Here is a 21,044-nt window from a genome sequence, read left to right on the forward strand (position 1 = left end):
CGCCCGGCTGCGCGGGCGGCCGGGCCCCCGCCCGGCCCGCCGCGACGCCGACTCACGGCGAGGGGGTACGACGGCGATGGCGGGTTCGGTGCACACGGTCGCGGTCATCGGGGCCGGCAAGATCGGTGAGCTGATGCTCTCCGGGCTGCTGCGGTCGGGCTGGCCGGTGGACCGGCTGCTGGCCACCGCCCGCCGGCCCGCCCGCGCCGAGGAGCTGACCGCCCGGTACGGCGTCCGGGTGGTCGACAACCTCACGGCGGTGGCCGAGGCGGAGGTGCTCGCCGTCTCGGTCAAGCCGCAGGACGCGGCGACGCTGCTGGAGGAGATCGGGCCGAAGGTGCCCGCCGACAAGCTGGTCATCTCCCTCTGCGCCGGCCTGCCGACCAGCTTCTTCAACCGCCGGCTGCCCGAGGGCACGCCCGTGGTGCGGGTGATGACCAACACCCCGGCCCTGGTCGACCAGGCGATGACGGCGATCTCCGCAGGCGCGCACGCCACCGGCACGCACCTCGCGCTGGCCGAGGAGATGTTCAAGCCGCTGGGGTCGACCGTCCGGGTGCCCGAGTCCCAGCAGGACGCGGTGACCGCGCTCTCCGGCTCCGGGCCGGCGTACTTCTACCTGCTGGTCGAGGCGATGATCGACGCCGGCATCCTGCTCGGCCTGCCCCGGCAGGTCGCGCACGAGCTGATCGTGCAGACCGCGATCGGCTCCGCCGTCATGCTGCGCGACTCCGGCGAGCACCCGGTGAAGCTGCGCGAGGCGGTCACCTCGCCGGCCGGCACCACCATCTCCGCCGTGCGCGAGCTGGAGAAGCACGGCGTACGGGCGGCGCTGCTCGCCGCGCTGGAGGCGGCCCGGGACCGGGCCCGCGAGCTGGCGGCCCAGGCCGACTGACTCTTCCCCGCCGTACGTGGACGCGATCGGTGACGTCGGACCCGACCACTGAGCACGAGGCCACGCATCTCGGCCACGAGGTGTCTGTCGCTATCGTTTTTTTCGTTTCAGCGCGTATCGTGGGTGAACGGGATCGACACGCTCGGAGGACCTTGTGACGGTGGTACCCGCAGGTGGGGTGGAACCCGATGGTGAGGAGCTGAGGCGTTTCGCCCGGCGATCGCTGCGGGGACGGCGACTGCAGCTCATCGTCGACGGAGGCGAGCCGGTCGACGTGCCGCCCGTGGTGGGCGATGCCCTCGCCGAAGTGGTGTCGATCCTGGGGCGCGGGCGGCCGGTCCGAGTCATGCCGGAGAACGTCGAACTGTCGACGGGAGAGGCCGCCGCGATCCTCGGCGTGACCAGGCCTACGGTGGTCAAGCTGATGAACGACGGCCTGCTGCCCTACACCCGCCCCAACTCCAGCCGCCGAGTCGCACTGCATGACGTGCTGGCTTACAAGGAGCGGCGATCGAGGGCGCGCCGTGAGGCGCTGGACGAGCTGACCGCCGACGCGATCGACATGGGCGTCTACGACGACGCGATCCGGCGTGGCCGCCAGCCGTCATCCGATGAGCCGGCGCGTGACGGCCGCTGATGATCGTTGCCGTGCTGGACGCCTGCGTACTCGTACCGAGCGTGCTTGCCGACACCCTGCTGCGCTGCGCCGAGCAGGACCTGTACCGCCCGGTCTGAACTCGCACGATCCTTGATGAGCTGCGTCGCAACCTTCCGCCGTCGGTTCTTGGCGCCAAGGCCGAACGCAGGGTCGAGGTCATGCGGGAGCACTTCCCGGAAGCGATGGTCTCCGGGTACGAGCACCTCATCAACGAGATGACCAACCACCCCAAGGATCGTCACGTGCTCGCCGCCGCCGTCGCAGCCGACGCGGAGGCGATCGTCACGGCCAACCTTCGTGACTTTCCTGACCATGCGCTTGCTCCGTACGCCATCGAGGTGCTGCACCCGGACGACTTCCTCTGCACGCTGTTGGATGAGTCGCCGAGCCGGATCGCGGACATCATTGCGGACCAGGCGGAGGCAACCGGCAGGGGCGGGCGCCCACAGCTCACCATCGACGATGTCCTGAGTGGCCTCGCCGGATGCCGGGCGATCCGGTTCGCCCACCGGGTCTCTCTTGGAATCGCAGGCGGCCGGTAGCTGCCTGCCAACGCCGAGTATCCGTGGCTCCGGCTCAACGAGCGGCTGCGCCCCGCGCTCCGGCTGGCCGAACCGGTGCTTGCCGGGGGTCTGTCGAGGCGGGATCGAGATCGTCTGCCGTGCGCTCGACCTCGACGCCGACCCGGCCAGCCTCCTCGCCCGGGTCGGCGCCTTGGCCGGTGAGCTCATCAGTAGAGCAGGTGGGGCTCGCGTCGACGGTTGAAGTCCGCCAGCTCGTCGGCCCAGGCGCCGACCACGTCGTCCACGTCGGCGCCCGCGTCGATCATCGTGCGCAGCCGCGGCGAGCCGGTCAGCTTGTCGATCCAGTACGGCCGCACGGCGTCCCAGGAGTCGCGCCGCCACGCGAACGCCGGGTACTTGTGCGCCTCCACCAGCATCGCGACCGCCGTGCGGATCGGGTCGTACGTCGCCCGGTCGACGACCTTCACCTCGACCCCGGCGCAGAGCTTGTTGAGCAGGGCGGGCTTCTGGCCGGCGGACGTCGGCGTGAAGTACGCCTCGCGGAACTCGACGCCGGGCAGCTCGCGGGCGTTGAGCCGGTCGGACCAGTGGTAGTCGAAGTCGGCGGCCAGGCCGCCGATCAGCTCGAACGGCCGGCAGGTGCCCCGGCCCTCGGTGATCGAGGCGACGCCCTCGAACAGGCCGGTGCCGGGGTAGACCAGCGCGGTCTCCGCGGTGGGCATGTTCGGGCTGGGCATCACCCAGGGCAGGTCGGTGTCGGCGGCCAGCTTGTCGCGCTTCCAGTGCCGGCACTTCACGACGTGCAGGTCGACCTGGCGGCCGGCCTCGGCGGGCAGGAACTCCGCGTTGAAGAACCGGGCCAGCTCGCCGACGGTCATGCCGTGCTGCTGGACGATCTCCTTGAGGCCCACGCCGGAGGTGTAGCCGGCGGTCATCATCGGCCCGTAGGCCCGGCCACCGACGGGGTTCGGCCGGTCCAGCACCACGTACCGCTTGCCGACGCGGGCGGCGGCCATCATGGAGGTGTACATGGTCCAGATGTACGTGTAGAAGCGGGCGCCGACGTCCTGGATGTCGAAGACGACGGTGTCGACGCCGGCCTGGGTGAACATGGTCTCCCACTTGGCCTGCGAGGCGCCGTACGCGTCGTAGACGGTGATTCCGGTGCGGGCGTCGACGCCGGTGCCCTCGCTGCCCCCGGCCTGGGCCGAGCCGCGGAAGCCGTGCTCGGGGCCGAACGCGGCGGCCAGCCGCACCGCGCCGGAGGCGTGCATCAGGTCGACCAGGTGCCGGTAGGCCGAGTCCACGCCGGTGGGGTTCGAGATCACGCCCACCCGCTGACCCGCGAGGTCGGCGAAGCCGGATCGGACGAGCACGTCGAGGCCGGTCTCCACGTGGCGGATGCCGGGCGCGGCGTGGCCGGCCGCGCCGGGTGCCGTCGCCGCGATCGCGCCCGCGGTCACCGCACCCGCTCCGGCCAGGAACTTCCTTCGCTCCATGTCGACCCTCCCGTCGGTTTGGTCGAAACTTAGCTACACGTGGATGCCCCGTCAAGGAAGGTTAGCTACAAACCCGGCTCCGGCCGGGCGTGGCGGGGCCGTCGTGTGCTCCATACTGGCCCGGTGTTCACCCTCGCCCAGGCCCGCCACCTGATCGCCACCCTGCGCCCACGCGTCGACGAGCTGATCCGGCTGCGGGCCGACCTGGCCGAGCTGCGCGTCGACCTGGCCGCCCGGGGCAACAGCCCGCTCGGCGGACTGGCGGAGGTCAAGGGGCTGGAGGCGCGGCTGCACGCCCTCGTCGAGGAGCTGCACTCCCACGACATCCAGGTCAAGGGCATCGCGCCGGTGCTGCTCGACTTCCCCGGCGAGCGGGACGGCCGGCCGGTGCTCTGGTGCTGGCTGGAGGGGGACACGGACGTGCGCTGGTACCACCGGGTGGAGTGCGGCTTCGCCGGCCGTCGCCCGGTCTGATCCGGCGCGGCGGGACCGGCCGGCCGCCGCCCTGCCCGGGCCGGTGACGGGGGAGCGGACAGGCCCCGCCGGTGCTGCTCAGGCCAGGGACGCGAGCGTGGCCGGGGAGACGTTGCCGCCGCTGAGGACCAGCACGGTACGGGTGCCCGGCGCGGCGTCGACCAGGCCGGCCCGCAACGCGGCGAGGGTGACGGCGGCGGACGGCTCGACCAGGAGTTTCGTCGCGTCCAGCAGCTCCCACCAGGCGGCCCGGATGTCCTCCTCGGACACCTCGACCACGTCGTCCACCAGTGCGCGCACGTGCGCCAGGGTGTGCCGCCCGGCGAACGGGGCCGCCAACCCGTCGGCGATCGACGTCGGCCGTACCGCGAGGGCGTCGCCGCCGGTGCGCAGCGCATGGCCCACCGCGTTGGCGGTGAGCGGCTCGACCCCGACGACGCGGGCGGTCGGGACGGCCGCCCGGACGGCCGCCGCCACCCCGCTGATCAGCCCGCCGCCGCCCATCGGCACGAGGACCAGCTCCGGCGGCGGGCCGTCGGCCAGGATCTCCCTGCCGACGGTGGCCTGGCCGGCGATGACGTCCGGCTCGTCGAACGGGTGCAGGAGGTGGTAGCCGCGCTCCGCCGCGAGGGCCTGGCAGGTGCCCAGCAGGTCGTCGGTGAGGACGACCTCACCGCCGTACCGCCGGACCGCCTCGATCTTGGTCGGCACCGCGTGCGGTGGCATGCAGACGACGGTCGGCAGGCCGAAGGCGCTGCCGGCGAAGGCCACGGCCGTCGCGTGGTTGCCGGCGGAGAAGGCGGTCAGCCCGGCGGGCGCCCCCTCCCGTTCGACGCGGGCGAGCAGCGCGTTCAGCGCGCCCCGCACCTTGAAGCTGCCGGTGTGCTGGAGGTTCTCCGCCTTCACCGCGAGGTCGAGCCCGAACGGGTCGCCGAGGCGGGGGCAGGGCAGCAGTGGCGTGCGGGCGACCCGCCCCTCAATGCGCTTCTCGGCCGCGATGACGTCGTCCACGGTGGTGAGCTGCACGGTCGCAGCCTAGCCCGGCCCGGCCGGTCGCACCGCCCGTGGTGCGACCGGCCGGACCGTGGTGCGGCCGGTCAGCGGGTGGCTTCGGCCAGGGCGGCGCGCACCCTGGCGGCGTCGGCCGGCGCCTCGCGCTCCCAGTTCGCCGGGTCGGCCGAGTAGATGGTCCCGTACGCCGGGGTGTCCGGCTGGAAGCGCCAGCTCTCGGCCAGCGTCCCGGCGTCCACGGCGTCGTAGCCGATCCGGTCGAGGAATGCCGTGGCCTCCGCCTTCGCGCCCGCGTCGTCGCCAGCGATGGGCAGCGCGCTGCGGTCGTCGGCACCGGTCGGCCGGGCCAGTTCGTGCAGGTGCTTGAAGAAGATGTTGTTGAACACCTTGACCACCCGCGACTGCGGCAGGTGCCGCTGGAGCAGTTCGCTGCTGGTGGTGGAGCCCGAGTCGAGCTCGGGGAACCGGCCGTCCCGCTCCGGGTAGTAGTTGTTGGTGTCGAGCACCAGCTTGCCGGCGAGCGGCTCGACCGGCACGTCCCGGTACGCCTTCAGCGGGATGGTGACGACCACCAGGTCGCCGGCCTCCGCGGCCTCCCGGACCGTGGCAGCCCGGGCCTGCGGGCCCAGCTCCTCGACGAGGTCCTTGAGGGTCTCCGGGCCGCGCGAGTTGCTGAGCACGACGTCGTAGCCGGCGGCCACCGCCAGCCGCGCCACCGTGCCGCCGATGTGTCCACTGCCGATCAGTCCCACAGTTGTCATGTCGGTTCCCAACTCCGTTCGCGCTGACGCTATTCCCCACCGGTCTGGTCGACAATCCCGCCTGCCGCCTGCCGCCTGCCGCCTGCCGCCTGCCGCCTGCCGTCTGCCGACAGGCGTAGGGCGTCGGTGAGCTGGCGGGCCGACGGTGCCGGGCCGGGAGGCGGGGTGCCGGCGGCGGGGCGGCCCACGCGCCCGTCCGCCCAACGTACTGCCGGCCCGGGCGCCGGGGGACGGCTTCGACGACACCGCCTGCCGGGCGACCCGCGTCGCCGTCGCGGGCGGGGCCGGTGTCGGACCCGGCGGCTAGCCTGCCTCCACTTGCGAACACGGAACGGGGAGTGCGATGGGCGCGTGGGCGGTGGGGCCGTTCGACAACGACACGGCGGCGGACTGGTGCGCCAGTCTCGACGAGGCGTCGCCGGAGCGGCGGCCCCTGCTGGTGGAGCAGGCGCTGCGCGAGGCGGTGCGGGAGGGCGACTTCCTGGACTCGTGGCCCGGGGCCAGGGCGGTGGCGGCGTCGGCGGTGGTCGCCGCGCACCTCCCCGGCGGCCCGCCGGTCGACTCGGTCTACGCGCCGGACTTCCTCACCGCCGGCGGGCGCCTGACGCTTCCCGCGGAGCTGCCGGCGCTGGCCCTGCGGGCGCTGGACCGGGTGCTCGCCAACGGTTCCGAGCTGGCCGAGCTCTGGGACGAGGCCGGGGAGCTCGACGAGTTCGCCGCCGCGCTCGCCCCGATCCGGGCCGCGCTGGCCGACCCGACCGGGGCCGCCGTCGTCGGGGGCTGAGGCGCGGGAGTCACGGCCGGCGGGGCCCGGGTGGGACGCGCCCGGTCCGGCCGCCCGGATCGCCGTCGCGCCGGACCGCCACCACCACCCGCTCGACGCGTTCGCCGGTCCTCGGGTCGGTCCAGCCGAACACCACCGGCCTGGCCGCCGCGAGGAGCTCCCAGACGAACGGCGGCAGGTCCTCGGGCGACATCCGGATGTAGGACGCTGAGTGGTCGACCCGGCCGAGCAGGTGGTCCAGCGCGAAGCGGTGCCGCCCGGGGGCGTCGAGGTGCTCGGGGGCCGGCGGGAGGTGGCGCAGGCGGCCATGGTCGCGCAGCACGTCGTCGGGCACGGCGGCGTCGAGCACCACCCGACCGGCGTCGAGCGGGCGCTGGATGCTGACGTGGTGCTCGGGCGGAACCTCGCCCGGTGCGAGCGCCCCCTGCACCGCGAAGAACATCCCGCCCCCCTTCGCCCGGACCAGGTGTCGCCGATCGTAGTCCGGTCGACACCCAGCGGCACGGCGGAGTCCGCGTCGGACGCCGGAACGCCGGGACTCCTGGAAGATCGGCCGCCCCGAAGCCCGGCCGCCCCGAAGCCCGGCCGCCCCGAAGCCCGGCCGCCCCGAAGCCCGGCCGCCCCGAAGCCCGGATGCCCGGAAGCTCGGCCGCGCGGACGCCCGGGCGTGCGTGTGATCGCCGGCTCGGTCGCGGTGGCGTCGCGTCGCCCCGCGCCGGGGGCCGGCGTGGGGCGGGCTCGGGCTGCTCAGGCCGCCGGCGGCAGCACCTTCTCGATCGCGGCGCGCAGGTCGGCCGAGCCGGGCTCGACGGTGGGCGCGAACCGGGCCGTCACCGTGCCGTCCGGGGCGACGAGGAACTTCTCGAAGTTCCACCGCACGTCGCCGGTGTGGCCCTCGGCGTCGGCGGTCCCCACCAGCGTCGCGTAGAGCGGGTGGCGGTCCGGGCCGTTCACGTCGACCTTCTCGGTCAGCGGGAAGCTCACCCCGTAATTGACCTGGCAGAACTCGCTGATCTCGGCGGCGCTGCCCGGCTCCTGGCCGGCGAACTGGTTGCAGGGCACGCCGAGCACCACCAGGCCGCGGTCGGCGTACTCGTCGTGCAGCGCCTGGAGGCCGGCGTACTGGGGGGTGAGGCCGCAGCGCGAGGCGACGTTGACCACCAGCAGCGCGCGTCCGCGGTACTGCGCGAGGTCGGCCGGGCCGCCGGCCAGGGCGTCGATCCGGGTGTCGAAGACGGTCATGGGCCGAGGCTACGCGTCGTCGCCGGGCCGTCGCCGACCGCCATCCGGAGGGGTGCATCGGCGGGGCCGGGCGCGCTCCCAATGGAAATCGATACATGCACATCTTGACGAAGCGATGACGGCGTGAGTAGCGTCTCACCATCAATCTGGAAAGTTTCCTAACTGTTTAGGGAGACGCCGCATGAAGAGATCGCTCCGCCGGGCCCTCTGGGTCGGCGCCGTGATGGCGGTGACCGCCGCCACGGTCCCGATGGCCAGTGCGTTCGGCGCCGGCAGCGTGACCGCCGGATTCGCCAAGGCGCAGGACTGGGGGACCGGTCACGAGACGCGGGTGACCATCACCAACGGGACGAGCGCCCCGGTGAGCACCTGGCGCATCGAGTTCGACCTGCCGTCGGGCACCAGCATCAGCAGCTCCTGGGACGCCGACGTCACGCGCACCGGCGACCACTACGTCGCGGTCAAGAAGAGCTGGGCCGGTCCGATCGCGGCGGGCGCCGCGTTCAGCTGGGGTTACAACGGCACCGGCGCGTACAAGGCGCCGCTGAACTGCACGATCAACGGCGCGCCGTGCGGCGGCGGCACCCCGCCGCCCACCACCGCGCCGCCCACCACCACCCCGCCGACCACGGCGCCGCCCACCACCCCGCCGCCGACCACGCCCCCACCCACCACCCCGCCGCCGGGCCCGGGCGGCAAGAAGGTCGTCGGCTACTTCGCGCAGTGGGGCGTCTACGCCCGCAACTACCACGTGAAGAACATCCACACCAGCGGCTCGGCCGCCAAGCTGACCCACATCCTGTACGCCTTCGGCAACACCACCGGTGGCCGCTGCACCATCGGTGACAGCTACGCCGACTACGAGAAGGCCTACACCGCGGCGGACAGCGTCGACGGCGTCGCCGACACCTGGGACCAGCCGCTGCGCGGCAGCTTCAACCAGCTGCGCAAGCTCAAGAAGATGTACCCGAACCTGAAGGTGATCTGGTCCTTCGGCGGCTGGACCTGGTCCGGCGGCTTCACCCAGGCCGCGCAGAACCCGGCCGCGTTCGCCGAGAGCTGCCACAACCTGGTCGAGGACCCGCGCTGGGCGGACGTCTTCGACGGCATCGACGTCGACTGGGAGTACCCGAACGCCTGCGGCCTGACCTGCGACAGCAGCGGCCCGAACGCCTTCAAGAACGTGGTCAGCGCGCTGCGCTCGAAGTTCGGCTCGTCGGCGCTGGTCACCGCCGCGATCACGGCGGACGGCAGCAACGGCGGCAAGATCGACGCCACCGACTACGCCGGCGCCGCGGCGCACCTCAACTGGATCATGCCGATGACGTACGACTACTTCGGCGCCTTCAACGCGCAGGGCCCCACCGCCCCGCACTCCCCGCTCACCTCGTACGCCGGCATCCCGCAGCAGGGCTTCTGGTCCGACGCGGCGATCCAGAAGCTCAAGAGCAAGGGCATCCCGTCCGACAAGCTGCTGCTCGGCATCGGCTTCTACGGTCGGGGCTGGACCGGGGTGACCCAGACGGCGCCCGGCGGCACCGCCACCGGCCCCGCCCCGGGCACCTACGAGCAGGGCATCGAGGACTACAAGGTCCTCAAGAACACCTGCCCGGCCACCGGCACGATCGCCGGTACGGCGTACGCCAAGTGCGGCAGCAACTGGTGGAGCTACGACACCCCCTCCACGATCAACGGCAAGATGACGTACGCGAACAACCAGGGCCTCGGTGGCGCCTTCTTCTGGGAGCTCTCCGGTGACACCAGCAACGGCGAGCTGATCGGCGCCATCAAGGGCGGTCTCGGCTGAGCCGAGCGCCGACGCACCACCCACACGGCGGGGAGGGACCACGCACCGGTCCCTCCCCGCCCGCCGTGCCCGCTCGACGCGGGACGCGGCCGGCCTCGACCCGGGCGCTGGTGGCGTCCGGGCCCGGCCACGTCGCGCGCCGACCGCCGCGTCCGGGCGCGGCGGCGTCCGGGGACATGTGTCGATGTGACAGACTCGCCGCTCAACGGGCTCGATGTCCACGGCGACGGAGGTGGCGATGCGCGCGACGCGCGGGAGGCTGGCGGCGAGCGCCGCGCTGCTCGGGACCCTGCCCCTCGCCCTGCTCGGCTGCGGCATCGGCGAGGAGGAGGACCCGGCGACCAGACCCGGGCGGGCCCCGGCCGAGGAGGCCACCACGAAGTCGCGGGAGCGGGTGCAGGCCTACCTCGACGCGATGACCGCCAAGGACGTCGCGGCCGGGCGCAGCCAGCTCTGCGCCGCCCTCCAGGAGAGCTTCGACGCCGCCGCGACCGGCCCCAACGGCGACTTCGCCGACCACTTCAAGGTGCCGCAGGCCGAGATCACCGACATCCGCCCCGGTCCCCGGGGCCAGGAGGTGAGCACGTCGATCTCGGTCACCGCCGGCTCCCGCACGATCACCCGGCCGCTGCTGTTCACGGTCACCCGCGACGGCGCCGACTGGTGCATCGCGGCCGAGGCGCCGGGCGGCAACACCCCGGCCCCCGCCGCCACCGCCTGACCTGCACCCGGGTGAATCCGCTCTCACCTGCCGGAACCATCCCCCTCGCCGGTCGGTCGCCGGGCCGGTCGCCGTACGCTTCCTGTCATGCGCCATGAGTGGCATCAGCTGAGCCATCCCGCGGTGGGCAGCCCTGGGCTGCAGACCAGCCGTCCGACCGTCGACTCCGCCGAGGACGCGGCCCTTGGCCTCGACCGCTGGCGGGAGCTGCCGCGCGCGCAGACCCCGCCCTGGCCGGACCCGGCGGGCGTCGCCGAGGTGTGCAAGGTGCTCGACACCGTGCCCTCGGTGGTGGCGCCCTACGAGGTCGACCAGCTGCGGCAGCGGCTGGCGCTGGTGTGCGAGGGCAAGGCGTTCCTCCTCCAGGGCGGCGACTGCGCGGAGACCTTCGTCGACAACACCGAGAGCCACCTGCTGGCCAACGCCCGCACCCTGCTCCAGATGGCGATCGTGCTCACCTACGGCGCCTCGCTGCCGGTGGTCAAGGTGGCCCGGGTCGCCGGGCAGTACACCAAGCCCCGGTCGCTGCCGACCGACGCGCGCGGCCTGCCCGCCTACCGCGGCGACATGATCAACTCGCTGGAGGCGACGCCGGAGGCGCGGGCCGCCGACCCGCAGCGAATGATCCGGGCGTACGCGAACTCGGCCGCCGCGATGAACATGCTCCGCGCGTACCTGGCCGGCGGGCTGGCCGATCTGCACGCCGTGCACGACTGGAACAAGGGCTTCGTCAAGAACTCCCCGGCCGGTGAGCGCTACGAGGCGATCGCCCGCGAGATCGACCGGGCGCTGGCCTTCATCCGGGCCTGCGGGATGACCGACGACGAGGCGCTGCGCACCGTCACCCTCTACTGCTCGCACGAGGCCCTCGCCCTGGAGTACGACCGGGCGCTGACCCGGGTCTCCGACCGCCGGGCGTACGGCCTGTCCGGGCACTTCCTGTGGATCGGCGAGCGCACCCGGCAGATCGACGGGGCGCACATCGACTTCATCTCCCGCATCGCCAACCCGATCGGCGTGAAGCTGGGCCCGACGACGACCCCGGACGAGGCGATCGAGCTCTGCGAGAAGCTCAATCCGGAGAACGTCCCCGGCCGGCTCACCCTGATCAGCCGGATGGGCAACCACCGGGTCCGCGACGCCCTGCCGCCGATCGTGGCGAAGGTGACCGCCGCCGGCGCCAAGGTGGTCTGGCAGTGCGACCCGATGCACGGCAACACGCACGAGTCGTCCAACGGCTACAAGACCCGGCACTTCGACCGCATCGTCGACGAGGTGCTCGGCTACTTCGAGGTGCACCGGGGCCTGGAGACCCACCCCGGCGGCCTGCACGTGGAGCTGACCGGTGAGGACGTCACCGAGTGCCTCGGCGGCGCCCAGGGCATCGAGGACCTCGACCTGCCCGGCCGGTACGAGACCGCCTGCGACCCGCGACTGAACACCCAACAGTCGCTGGAGCTGGCTTTCCTCGTGGCGGAGATGCTCCGTGGCTGACGCGAGGAGTGAGCTTGCGAGCCCCGCAGTCGGCGGCCGAAGGGACGACAGTGGCTGACTCACCCGTCGATCTACGCTCCGACACCGTCACCCGGCCGACCGCCGGGATGCGGGAAGCGATGGCCGCCGCCGAGGTCGGCGACGACGTCTACGGCGAGGACCCGACCGTCAACGCGCTGGAGGCGGAGGTCGCCGCGCTGTTCGGACACGAGGCGGCGCTGTTCGCCCCGAGCGGGTCGATGGCCAACCAGATCGCCCTGCAACTGGTGGTGCCGCCGGGCAACGAGCTGCTCTGCGACGCCGATGCGCACATCGTGACGTACGAGATCGGGGCCGCCGCGGCGTACGGCGGCATCTCCTCGCGGACCTGGCCGGCGGTCGGCGCGGACGTCGACCCGGACGCGGTCGCCGCCATGGTCCGCCCGGACGGCTACTGGGCGGTGCCCACCCGGGCGATCGCCGTCGAGCAGACCCACAACCGCGGCGGCGGCGGGGTCATCCCGCTGGCGACCCTGCGCGAGCTGCGCCGGGTCGCCGACGACGCGCAGGCCGCGCTGCACTGCGACGGCGCCCGGATCTGGCACGCGCACGTCGCCGACGGCGTGCCGCTGGCCGACTACGGCGCCCTCTTCGACACCCTCTCGGTCTGCCTCTCCAAGGGGCTCGGCGCGCCGGTCGGCTCGCTGGTCGTCGGCAGCGCCGACAAGATCGAGCGGGCCCGGTTCGTCCGCAAGCGGATGGGTGGTGGGATGCGGCAGGCCGGCATCCTGGCCGCCGCCGGCCGGTACGCGCTGGCGCACCACGTCGACCGGCTCGCCGCCGACCACGCCCGGGCGGCCCGGCTCGCCGAGGCGATCGCCCCGTTCGGGGTGCTGGCCACGACCGTCCGGACCAACCTGGTGCCGCTGGACCTGAGCAAGGCGCCGCTGGACGCGCACGCCCTGGCCGCCGCCGCCCGCGCCGAGGGCGTCCTGGTCTCGGTGCTCGGCCCCCGCACGGCCCGCCTGGTCACCCACATGGACGTCGACGACGCCGGCATCGACCGCGCCGTCGAGGTCCTCACCCGCATCCTGCGGGGCTGACCGCCCCCGTCGGCGGGCCCGCGTCACGGCGGACGCGGACCCGCCGGTCGAGGTCGCCTGGGATTCGCTGGCAGAGACCGGCCGGCGGCGTGCGCCCGCGTCGGTCCCCGACGGGCGGCCGCTCAGGGGTGCAGGCGTTTGAGGGTGGCGATGTCGACGGCGTGGCCGACGTGCTTCTCCGTGGGGGTCTCCACCACGACCGGGACGCCGGCGGTGGCCGGGTGCGCCATCAGCTCGGCGAACGCCGGCTCGCCGATGGTGCCCTTGCCGATGTTCTCGTGCCGGTCCCGGGTGGAGCCGCAGAGGTCCTTCGAGTCGTTCGCGTGCACCAGCCGCAGCCGGTCGGCCCCGACCGTCGCCACGAGGGTGTCCAGCGTCGCGGTCATGCCGCCCTCGACGGCCAGGTCGTGCCCCGCGGCCCAGGCGTGGCACGTGTCGAAGCAGACCCCGAGCCAGGGGTGCCGGTCCACCGCGTCGAGGTAGGGCCCGAGCTGCTCCAGCCGGGAGGCGAGCGAGCGGCCCCCGCCCGCGCTCGGCTCGACCAGCAGCCGCGGGCCGTCCACCGCCGCCGCCTCGTCGAGCAGCGGCAGCAGCGTCTCGCGCACCTGCCGCATCGCGGCCTCGGCGTGCCCCTCGTCGACCGAGCTGCCGGCGTGGAAGACCACGCCCCTGGCGCCGATCTCCCGGCCCCGGCGCAGCGCGTGGGCGAGCGTCTCCGCCGAACGCTCGACCGTGTTCGCGGTGGGGGAGCCGAGGTTGACCAGCAGCGACGCGTGGATGAAGACGGGGATGCCCCGCTCGTCGCAGCCGTCGCGGAACGACACGTCCTGGGCCGGGTCGCCGGGCGGCAGCGCCCAGCCCCGCGAGTTGGACACGTAGACCTGCACGACCTGCGAGCCGGCCGCGTCGGCGTACGGCAGGGCGGCTCTCGCCAGGCCGCCCGAGGTGGGCGTGTGCGAGCCGACCGGCCGGTGCTGCACCGGCATCCCTACATGCACCCGAGGGTGACCGGGGTGGCCGGCGGCACCTGCGTGTTCTCCGGCGGGTTCTGGAAGCGGGTGATGCCGTTCGGGTTGAACTGGATCGCCACCGGGAAGCCCTGGCTCTCCAGCAGCTGCTTGGCCTGCTGACAGGGCAGGTCGATGACCCGGGGCACGGCGACCAGCGGCGGGCCCTTGCTGAGTTCCAGCTTGACCTTCGCGCCCCGCTCCACCCCGGTGCCGTCCGCCGGGCTCTGCCCGAGGATCTCGTCCTTGGGCTTGTCGGAGTCCTTGTAGGTGGGCGGCTCCACCAGCACCAGGCCCAGCTGGGCGAGGATCGTCCGGGCCTCGCCCAGGCTCTTGCCGACCAGGTTCGGCACCGAGATCGGGGCCTTGCCCTTGCTCAGGACGACCGTGACCTTGTCGCCCGGCTTCACCTCGGTGCCGACCTTCGGGTCGGTGTCGATCACGACGCCCGCGGGCAGGTTGTCGTCGTAGCGGGCGGTGCCCTTCGCCACCACCAGCTTCGCGTCGAGCAGGTCCGCCTCGGCGAGCTCGAACTCCTTGCCCACCACGTCGGGCACCGGGAACCGCTCCGGACCCAGCGAGAGGGTCAGCGTGATCGTGCCGCCCTTGACGATCCGGGTGGTGGAGACCGGGTCCTGCGCCAGGACGGCGTCCTTCGGGACCTTCTCGTCGTAGCGCGGCTCGGCGTAGCTGAGGACGACCCCGGCGCGGGCGGCCTGCGCCTCCGCGTCGGCCTTGGTCATGGCCACCAGCTGCGGCGCCTCCGTGTAGCGCCCGGCCGCGAGCCACCAGCCGCCGAGGGCGGCCACCAGGACCAGCACCACCGCGGCGGCGATGACCGCCGTGCGGCCCCGCGGGTCGCCCATGACCCGGGTGCGCAGCGCGGACAGCCGCGACCACAGGCTCTCGCCCTCCTCGGGCTCGGCCCGGCGACGGCCGCCCCGGGGACCGCCGCCCTCGGGCAGCCGGGCCCAGGCGGGCCGCTCGGCCGGCCGGACCGCCGCGACCATCATGGTCGGCCCGGCCATCGGCTCGTCGGACACCCGGCGCAACACGGCGGTACGCGTGTTCGCGTCGCCCAGGTCGTCGCGGACCGCCTGCACCTCGGCCAGCAGCGCGCCGGCGTCGGTCGGGCGCGCGCCCGGCTCACGCCGGGTGGCCCGGGCGACCAGCTCGTCGAGCGCCTTGGGCAGGCCGGGCACCAGGGTCGACGGCGCCGGGACGTCCTTGTCGACGTGCTGCCAGGCGACGTCGACCGGGCGGTCCCCGTCGTAGGGCACCCGACCGGTGAGCATCTCGAACAGCACGATGCCGGCGGAGTAGACGTCGGTGCGGGGGTCGGCGTGCCCCTCGGTGACCAGTTCCGGGGCCACGTACGCGACCGTGGCCATCAACTGGTTGCCGTTCTCGTCGTCGGCGCTCGCCTCGACCGCCTGGGCCAGCCCGAAGTCGGCGACCTTGACCACGCTGTCGACCAGGTTGGCCGGGCCGCCGGTGGGGGCCTCGGCGACCAGCACGTTCTCCGGCTTCACGTCGCGGTGCACCAGCCCCGCCCGGTGCGCGGCGGCGATCGCGGCGAGCATCTGCTCGCCGATGGCCAGCGCCTCGTCGGGGTTGAGCCGGCGCCGCTCGGCGAGCACGTCACGCAGGGTGCGACCGCGGACGTACTCCATCACGAGGTAGGGCAGGCCGGAGTGGGTGCCCTGGTCGTAGACCGCGACGACGTTGGGGTGGGTCAGCCGGGCGATGGTCTTCGCCTCGTCGGTGAACCGCTCCACGAAGCCCGCGACCCGCGCCTGCGGCTCCGGGGCCTGGGACGGGTGGATGATCTTGAGCGCCACGGTGCGCTCGAGGCGCTCGTCGGTGGCGGTGTACACGGTCGCCATGCCGCCACGGGCCACGCGACCGCGAATGCGGTAGCGCCCGTCGATCAGCGAGCCCAGCAACGTGTCGGCGACCTGTGTGTCCATCGGCAGGGAGTCTATGTGTCCAGGGGGTGAAGGTTGAACAGGATGCTACAGATGGGGTGCGACCACGATTGTCCCGCCGCGCTCGCCCGCCCCGTCGGCCCTGCTCAGCCGGCTCGTCGGGGTGCCGTTGGTCCCGGCCGGGAGGGACATGGCAGGGTGGTCCGGTGACCGACTCAGTACCCGCCGACCGGGCCGTGCCCGGCCCCGAATCCGCCGGCCCCACCGATGCCGCCGACTGGCTGACCCTGCCGGACGTGGCCGAGCGCCTCGACGTGTCGATCAGCAAGGTGCACCAGATGATCCGGGACCGGGAGCTGATCGCGGTACGCCGCGACGGCGTCCGCCGGATGCCGGCCGACCTGGTGGCCAACCAGACGGTGCTCAAGCACCTGCCCGGCGTGCTCAACCTGCTCACCGACGCGGGCTACGACGACGAGGCCGCGCTGCGCTGGCTCTACGCGCCGGACGACACCCTGCCGGGCGGCGTCCCCGCGAAGGCGCTCGCCGGCGACCAGGCCCGCGAGGTGAAGCGCCGGGCCCAGGCCCTGGGCTTCTGACCCTCGCCCCGCACCTCCCGCGCGACCCTGCACCTGTCGCCCCGACACGGGGGCGACGGGTGCAGGATCGCGTGCGGGTGCGGGTGCGGGTGCGGGTGGGCGGCCGGGCGGTCGGGCGGGTCAGTCGGCGCGGCGGGTGGCGGCGATGGCCAGGTCGACCAGGGCCTGCCGGGCCTCGGTGTCCAGGTCGACGGCGGCCAGCGCGGCCAGCGCGGTGTCGGTGAGCATCCCGATCCGCTGCTCCGTACGCGCCAGCGCCCCGCTGCCGTCGATCAGTTCACGCAGCCGGGCCACCCCGGCCTCGTCCAGACCCGGGTCGCCGAGCCCGCCGAGCAGCAGCTCCCGGCCCGCCCTGTCGGTCGTCTCCAGGGCCGCCGCCACCAGGTAGGTCCGCTTGCCCTCGCGGAGGTCGTCACCAGCCGGCTTGCCGGTCTGGGCGGGATCGCCGAAGACCCCCAGCACGTCGTCGCGGAGCTGGAACGCCTCGCCCAGCGGCAGCCCGTACGCGGAGTACGCCGCCCGGACCTCCGCCGACGCGTCGGCCAGCGCGGCACCGAGCAGCAGCGGCCGCTCGACCGTGTACTTCGCCGACTTGTAGCGGGCGACCTTGCCGGCCCGCTCCACCGAGGTGTCCCCGGTCACCTGGGTCAGCACGTCGAGGTACTGCCCGACGGTGACCTCGGTGCGCATGGCGTCGAAGACCGGCCGGGCCCGGGCCACCGTGTGCGGGTCCAGCCCGGCGGAGTGCAGCAGCTCGTCCGACCAGACCAGGGACAGGTCGCCCAGCAGGATCGCCGCGGCGTCGCCGAAGCCGTCCGCGTCGCCGCCCCAGCCGGCCGCCCGGTGCCGGGCCGCGAACCGCCGATGCACCGCCGGCTCGCCGCGCCGGGTGTCGGACCGGTCCATCAGGTCGTCGTGGATCAGCGCGCTGGCCTGCACGAACTCCAACGCGGCCAGGGCGGTGACCACCTGGTCGGTGTCCACCCCGCCGGCTCCCCGGAACCCCCAGTAGGCGAACGCCGGCCGCAGTCGCTTGCCGCCGCCGAGGACGAACGCCTCGATCGCCTCGGCGAGCGGAGCCAGGGCGTCGTCGACCCCGGCCATCCAGGAGCGCTGGCTGGCGAGGAACTCGGTCAGGGCCTTGTCGATCCGTTGACGCAGCCCGGCGCGGTCGACGGGGGAAACAGGAGCAGCGTGGGTCACCCCACGACGCTAGCCGGTCGGGGCGGACCCCGTCGCGCCACCGGGGGGCCGACGCGCCGCGCGCCCCGCGCGAGCCCGCCGGCCGGCCGGCCCAGGTGGCGGCCCCGAACGGGGCAGGTACGCAGCGGCCGCCGCGGCGAGCGCCCGGTACCGCCGCACGGCCGGCTCGTCGCCGTGCCCGGCCAGCCGCCGGCGTACCTCGGCCAGTTGGCCCAGTGCGCGGGGCGACCCGGCGCGGACCGCGTCGAGCAGCGCCTCGCCGGCCACCGCGCAGGCCCGCTCCACCTCGCCGAGTTGCAGGTAGCCCCGGGCCAGCCAGCCACCGTAGATCGCGGCGGTGCGGGGGCCCCGCCGCCGGACGGCGTGCAGCGGCGCCTCGGCCGGAAGCGGTCGGCCCAGCGCGACCAGCGTGCGCCCGGTCATCGCTGCCAACTCCGGCCCGTCGAGCCAGTAGAGCCACGGCGGCTCCCGGCCCGGCTCCGGCGCCTCGGTCACCCGGCAGGCCGCGTCGAGCGCCTGCCGGGCCGCCCCCGCCCGGCCCCCCAGCGCCGCGGCCAGGGCCACCCGGTGCAGCAGCAGGGCGCGCAGGCCGGGGCTGGCCGACCGCCGTGCCCCGGCGTAGGCGGTGCGGGCCAGCACCAGCGCGCCCTGCGGGTCGCCGACGCCGGCGAGCAGGTGGCTGGCCGAGCCGAGCACGTGCCCGGCGAGCGCCGGGTCGCCGGCCGTCGCGGCGGCGCGCAGCGCCAGCCGGTAGGCGTGCAGCGCGCCGGCGGCGTCCCCGGCGTCGGCGGCGAGCCAGCCGGCGAGCTGGGCGGACTCGGCCAGCTCGTGCAGCAGCCGGGAGCGCGCGGAGGGGGCGCACCCCGACAGCGCCCGCACCGCCCGCCCCAGCCGGTGTGCCCCGAGCCCGGTCAGGTCGGCCCCGCCGACGAGGTCGTCGAGCCGGCGCAGCTCCGCCAGCCGCGCCGGCCCTCCGGCGTCGCCCCGGCCGGCGGGCCGGGCGGGCGCGCCGGGCAGCAGCACGGCGCGTGGGTCGCCCAGCCAGCGCTGGGCCAGGGCGAGCAGCGCCGCCCGGGGCCGGGTGCCGCCGAAGGCCGGCGGCGGACCGAGGCTGCGGGTGCGGGCCGCGGCGGTGGCCAGCAGGTCGACCGGCACCGCGAGGACGACGGCGAGCCAGCCGAGCCAGAACTCGCCGGGGGCGCGCAGCTGCCGCTCCCACCGGGAGATCTCGTGCCGGCTGAGGGTCGGCACACCGGACGCGGCGCAGAGCTCGGCCGCGAGCCGCAGCTGGCTCCAGCCGCGGGCCAGTCGGAGCCGGGCGAGCAGCGGCCCGAGCAGTTGCGGGCCGGGCGGCGGGGGCGACGTCATCGGTCCTCCGGGCGGGTGTCGGCGCGGCGGCGGCGCGGGCCCCGGAACGGGACCGGTGCGCCACCGGTGGATGCTGACCCCCGCGCGTGCCCCCGGCGGGTCGGCCTCCGGCCGGGCCCACCCCGCGCAACCCCATGACTACTCCGGGGGTACGACGCTTTCCGGCCCCGGCTCATCCGCGTTCGTGCGGTCCTGCGTCCGCCAGTGTGGGAAGGTCTCGGCCCGCAGGGCTCGGCCCGCTAGAGTCGGGGCGTGGCGCTCGGTCTTCCATCGGTCCTCCCCAATCCGCAGCCGGCGATCGGGGAGCTGATCCGTGACCGCCAGCCGACGTTCTCCTTCGAGTTCTTCCCGCCCAAGACCGCGCAGGGCGAGCGGCTGCTGTGGCAGGCGATCCGCGAGCTGGAGTCGCTGCGCCCGTCGTTCGTCTCGATCACCTACGGCGCGGGCGGGTCGACCCGCGACACCACCGTCGCGGTCACCGAGCGGATCGCCACCGAGACCACCCTGCTGCCGATGGCCCACCTGACCGCGGTCAACCACTCCGTGGCCGAGCTGCGCCACGTCATCGGCCGGCTCGCCGGGGTCGGGGTGCGCAACGTGCTCGCCGTGCGGGGTGACCCGCCGGGCGACCCGGGCGGCGACTGGGTGCGCCACCCCGAGGGCGTGCTGCACGCCGAGGAGCTGGTCCGCTTGGTGCGCGACGCCGGCGACTTCAGCGTCGGGGTGGCGGCGTTCCCCTACAAGCACCCGCGTTCGCCCGACGTCGACAGCGACACGGAGCACTTCGTCCGCAAGTGCCGGGCCGGCGCCGACTTCGCGATCACCCAGATGTTCTTCGACGCCGACGACTACCTGCGACTGCGCGACCGGGTCGCCGCCGCCGGCTGCGACACCCCGATCCTGGCCGGCGTGATGCCGGTGACGCAGATCGGCACCATCGAGCGCTCGGTGCAGCTCTCGGGGGCACCCTTCCCGCCGGCCCTGGCCGAGCGGTTCGCGAAGGTCGCCGACGACGCGGAGGCGGTGCGCCGGCTCGGCGTCGAGCAGGCCAGCGAGATGTGCCGGCGGCTGCTCGACGAGGGCGTGCCGGGGATCCACTTCATCACCCTCAACCGCTCCACCGCCACGCGGGAGGTCTGGCAGAACCTCCAGGTCGGCGCGCGGGTGTGACCCCGGTGCCGCGACACCTGAGCGCCGGTGCGACGGTTGTTCCGTGGTGGGCACACAGCTGAACTGGGACGACTACGCCACGGCCTGGGCACGGCTGCACGGGGGGTTCGACCCCCGGGCGGCGGCCCCGGTCGTCCGCGCCTGGCTGCGGTTCGCCTACCACGTCGGGTTCGTGCTGGGCCGGCTGCGGGTCGGCCCGACCCCGGTCACCGTGGTCGGCGTGCTGCTCTGCGCCTGCGTGCCGCTGTTCGCCGTACGGCCGCAGGACGGCCCCTTCCTCGCGGCGCTGTTCGTGCTGCTCGCCGCGGTGGCGGACAGCGTCGACGGCGCGGTGGCGGTGGCCACGAACCGGACCACCCGGCTCGGCTACGTCTACGACTCGCTGGCCGACCGGCTCGGCGAGGTCGCCTGGCTGGCCGCGTTCTGGCTGATCGGGGCGCCGGGGGCGCTCGTCGTGACCGCCGGGGCGCTCTCCTGGCTGCACGAGTACGTCCGCGCCCGGGCGGTCTCCGCCGGGATGCGGGAACTCGGCGCGGTGACCGTGGGGGAACGCCCCACCCGGGTCTCGGTGGCCCTGGTCGGGCTGCTGCTGGCCGGGTTGACCGGGCTGATCGAGCCGGACCTGGCCGCCGGCACGATGACCATGGCGACCTCCGTCTGGGTGCTGCTGGCCGGGTTCGGCCTGGGCCAGTTGCTCTCCGCCGTCCGCCGCGCCCTGATCGACGCCGGCTGACCGCGCGGCGGGCCGGCCGGGCCGCGCGGTAGGGCCGGCCGGGCCGCCGGGAAGGCCCCGGGCGTGTCGACGCGGTGCCACCGC

At 74.4% G+C, this 21,044-nt stretch carries 21 protein-coding genes; 12 read left to right on the forward strand and 9 right to left on the reverse strand.

Translation table 11 applies throughout. From position 1 onward, the window contains the following. The first annotated feature begins 76 nt into the window (after positions 1-76). The 3 genes from proC (at position 77) to AB0G08_RS15105 (ending at position 2,095) form a co-directional block, all read left to right on the forward strand. On the forward strand, positions 77-895 hold the full coding sequence (gene proC, locus AB0G08_RS15095) for a pyrroline-5-carboxylate reductase (RefSeq protein ID WP_358087561.1): 819 nt from the start codon (positions 77-79) through the stop codon (positions 893-895). A 178-nt stretch (positions 896-1,073) separates the two neighbouring features. After that, on the forward strand, positions 1,074-1,532 hold the full coding sequence (locus AB0G08_RS15100) for a helix-turn-helix domain-containing protein (RefSeq protein ID WP_358087466.1): 459 nt from the start codon (positions 1,074-1,076) through the stop codon (positions 1,530-1,532). Positions 1,533-1,711: 179 nt separating this feature from the next. After that, positions 1,712-2,095, forward strand: coding sequence for a hypothetical protein (locus tag AB0G08_RS15105; RefSeq protein ID WP_358087468.1), 384 nt, complete (start codon positions 1,712-1,714; stop codon positions 2,093-2,095). 188 nt (positions 2,096-2,283) lie between these two features. Here AB0G08_RS15105 and AB0G08_RS15110 read toward each other — a convergent pair whose 3' ends face one another. Next, positions 2,284-3,576 (reverse strand): DUF1343 domain-containing protein, encoded by a 1,293-nt coding sequence (locus tag AB0G08_RS15110; protein ID WP_358087470.1) that lies wholly within the window; start codon positions 3,574-3,576, stop codon positions 2,284-2,286. Positions 3,577-3,699: 123 nt separating this feature from the next. Here AB0G08_RS15110 and AB0G08_RS15115 point away from each other — a divergent pair, with 123 nt between their 5' ends. Next, positions 3,700-4,050, forward strand: a complete 351-nt coding sequence (locus tag AB0G08_RS15115; RefSeq protein ID WP_358087471.1) for a DUF2203 domain-containing protein — start codon at positions 3,700-3,702, stop codon at positions 4,048-4,050. Between the two features lie 78 nt (positions 4,051-4,128). On the opposite strand, the gene AB0G08_RS15120 is transcribed toward AB0G08_RS15115, so the two are convergent. Beyond that, a complete protein-coding gene (locus AB0G08_RS15120; protein ID WP_358087473.1) occupies positions 4,129-5,076 on the reverse strand; it encodes a threonine/serine dehydratase in 948 nt (315 codons plus the stop codon). Positions 5,077-5,147: 71 nt separating this feature from the next. Further along, positions 5,148-6,068, reverse strand: coding sequence for an NADPH-dependent F420 reductase (locus AB0G08_RS15125; protein WP_358087475.1), 921 nt, complete (start codon positions 6,066-6,068; stop codon positions 5,148-5,150). Positions 6,069-6,165: 97 nt separating this feature from the next. Here AB0G08_RS15125 and AB0G08_RS15130 point away from each other — a divergent pair, with 97 nt between their 5' ends. Continuing rightward, positions 6,166-6,606, forward strand: a complete 441-nt coding sequence (locus AB0G08_RS15130) for a DUF4259 domain-containing protein (protein ID WP_358087477.1) — start codon at positions 6,166-6,168, stop codon at positions 6,604-6,606. A gap of 10 nt (positions 6,607-6,616) precedes the next feature. On the opposite strand, the gene AB0G08_RS15135 is transcribed toward AB0G08_RS15130, so the two are convergent. Together AB0G08_RS15135 and AB0G08_RS15140 are read right to left on the reverse strand one after the other, a co-directional pair. Further along, entirely contained in the window at positions 6,617-7,048 is a 432-nt protein-coding gene (locus tag AB0G08_RS15135) for a hypothetical protein (protein WP_358087479.1), read from the reverse strand. A 305-nt stretch (positions 7,049-7,353) separates the two neighbouring features. After that, positions 7,354-7,848 (reverse strand): glutathione peroxidase, encoded by a 495-nt coding sequence (locus AB0G08_RS15140; RefSeq protein WP_358087481.1) that lies wholly within the window; start codon positions 7,846-7,848, stop codon positions 7,354-7,356. Between the two features lie 181 nt (positions 7,849-8,029). Between AB0G08_RS15140 and AB0G08_RS15145 the strand changes: the two genes are divergently transcribed. From AB0G08_RS15145 to AB0G08_RS15160, 4 genes are all read left to right on the forward strand, one after another. Continuing rightward, entirely contained in the window at positions 8,030-9,655 is a 1,626-nt protein-coding gene (locus tag AB0G08_RS15145) for a glycosyl hydrolase family 18 protein (protein WP_358087483.1), read from the forward strand. A 238-nt stretch (positions 9,656-9,893) separates the two neighbouring features. Then, complete coding sequence (locus AB0G08_RS15150; RefSeq protein WP_358087484.1) at positions 9,894-10,376, forward strand: hypothetical protein; 483 nt, start codon at positions 9,894-9,896, stop codon at positions 10,374-10,376. A gap of 87 nt (positions 10,377-10,463) precedes the next feature. Continuing rightward, a complete protein-coding gene (locus AB0G08_RS15155) occupies positions 10,464-11,870 on the forward strand; it encodes a class II 3-deoxy-7-phosphoheptulonate synthase (protein WP_121400510.1) in 1,407 nt (468 codons plus the stop codon). Positions 11,871-11,920: 50 nt separating this feature from the next. Further along, the gene (locus AB0G08_RS15160) at positions 11,921-12,952 is read left to right on the forward strand and encodes a GntG family PLP-dependent aldolase (protein ID WP_358087486.1); all 1,032 of its coding nucleotides are present in this window, start codon (positions 11,921-11,923) and stop codon (positions 12,950-12,952) included. 122 nt (positions 12,953-13,074) lie between these two features. Here AB0G08_RS15160 and AB0G08_RS15165 read toward each other — a convergent pair whose 3' ends face one another. Both AB0G08_RS15165 and pknB read right to left on the reverse strand, forming a co-directional pair. Further along, positions 13,075-13,938 (reverse strand): deoxyribonuclease IV, encoded by an 864-nt coding sequence (locus AB0G08_RS15165; RefSeq protein ID WP_358087488.1) that lies wholly within the window; start codon positions 13,936-13,938, stop codon positions 13,075-13,077. 2 nt (positions 13,939-13,940) lie between these two features. Continuing rightward, positions 13,941-15,929 carry a Stk1 family PASTA domain-containing Ser/Thr kinase gene (gene pknB / locus AB0G08_RS15170; protein WP_358087490.1) on the reverse strand — a complete coding sequence of 663 codons (1,989 nt, stop codon included), beginning with the start codon at positions 15,927-15,929 and terminating at the stop codon, positions 13,941-13,943. A gap of 164 nt (positions 15,930-16,093) precedes the next feature. Between pknB and AB0G08_RS15175 the strand changes: the two genes are divergently transcribed. Beyond that, the gene (locus AB0G08_RS15175) at positions 16,094-16,486 is read left to right on the forward strand and encodes an Rv2175c family DNA-binding protein (RefSeq protein WP_358087492.1); all 393 of its coding nucleotides are present in this window, start codon (positions 16,094-16,096) and stop codon (positions 16,484-16,486) included. A gap of 120 nt (positions 16,487-16,606) precedes the next feature. Here AB0G08_RS15175 and AB0G08_RS15180 read toward each other — a convergent pair whose 3' ends face one another. Then, complete coding sequence (locus AB0G08_RS15180; RefSeq protein WP_358087494.1) at positions 16,607-17,689, reverse strand: polyprenyl synthetase family protein; 1,083 nt, start codon at positions 17,687-17,689, stop codon at positions 16,607-16,609. 9 nt (positions 17,690-17,698) lie between these two features. Next, positions 17,699-19,057 (reverse strand): transcriptional regulator, encoded by a 1,359-nt coding sequence (locus AB0G08_RS15185; RefSeq protein ID WP_358087496.1) that lies wholly within the window; start codon positions 19,055-19,057, stop codon positions 17,699-17,701. A gap of 252 nt (positions 19,058-19,309) precedes the next feature. Between AB0G08_RS15185 and metF the strand changes: the two genes are divergently transcribed. After that, a complete protein-coding gene (gene metF / locus AB0G08_RS15190) occupies positions 19,310-20,227 on the forward strand; it encodes a methylenetetrahydrofolate reductase [NAD(P)H] (RefSeq protein ID WP_358087498.1) in 918 nt (305 codons plus the stop codon). A 43-nt stretch (positions 20,228-20,270) separates the two neighbouring features. Further along, positions 20,271-20,960, forward strand: coding sequence for a CDP-alcohol phosphatidyltransferase family protein (locus AB0G08_RS15195; protein WP_358087500.1), 690 nt, complete (start codon positions 20,271-20,273; stop codon positions 20,958-20,960). Positions 20,961-21,044 lie beyond the last annotated feature (84 nt).

The organism is Micromonospora sp. NPDC023644 (genome assembly GCF_040640115.1).
Classification (GTDB): Bacteria; Actinomycetota; Actinomycetes; order Mycobacteriales; family Micromonosporaceae; genus Micromonospora.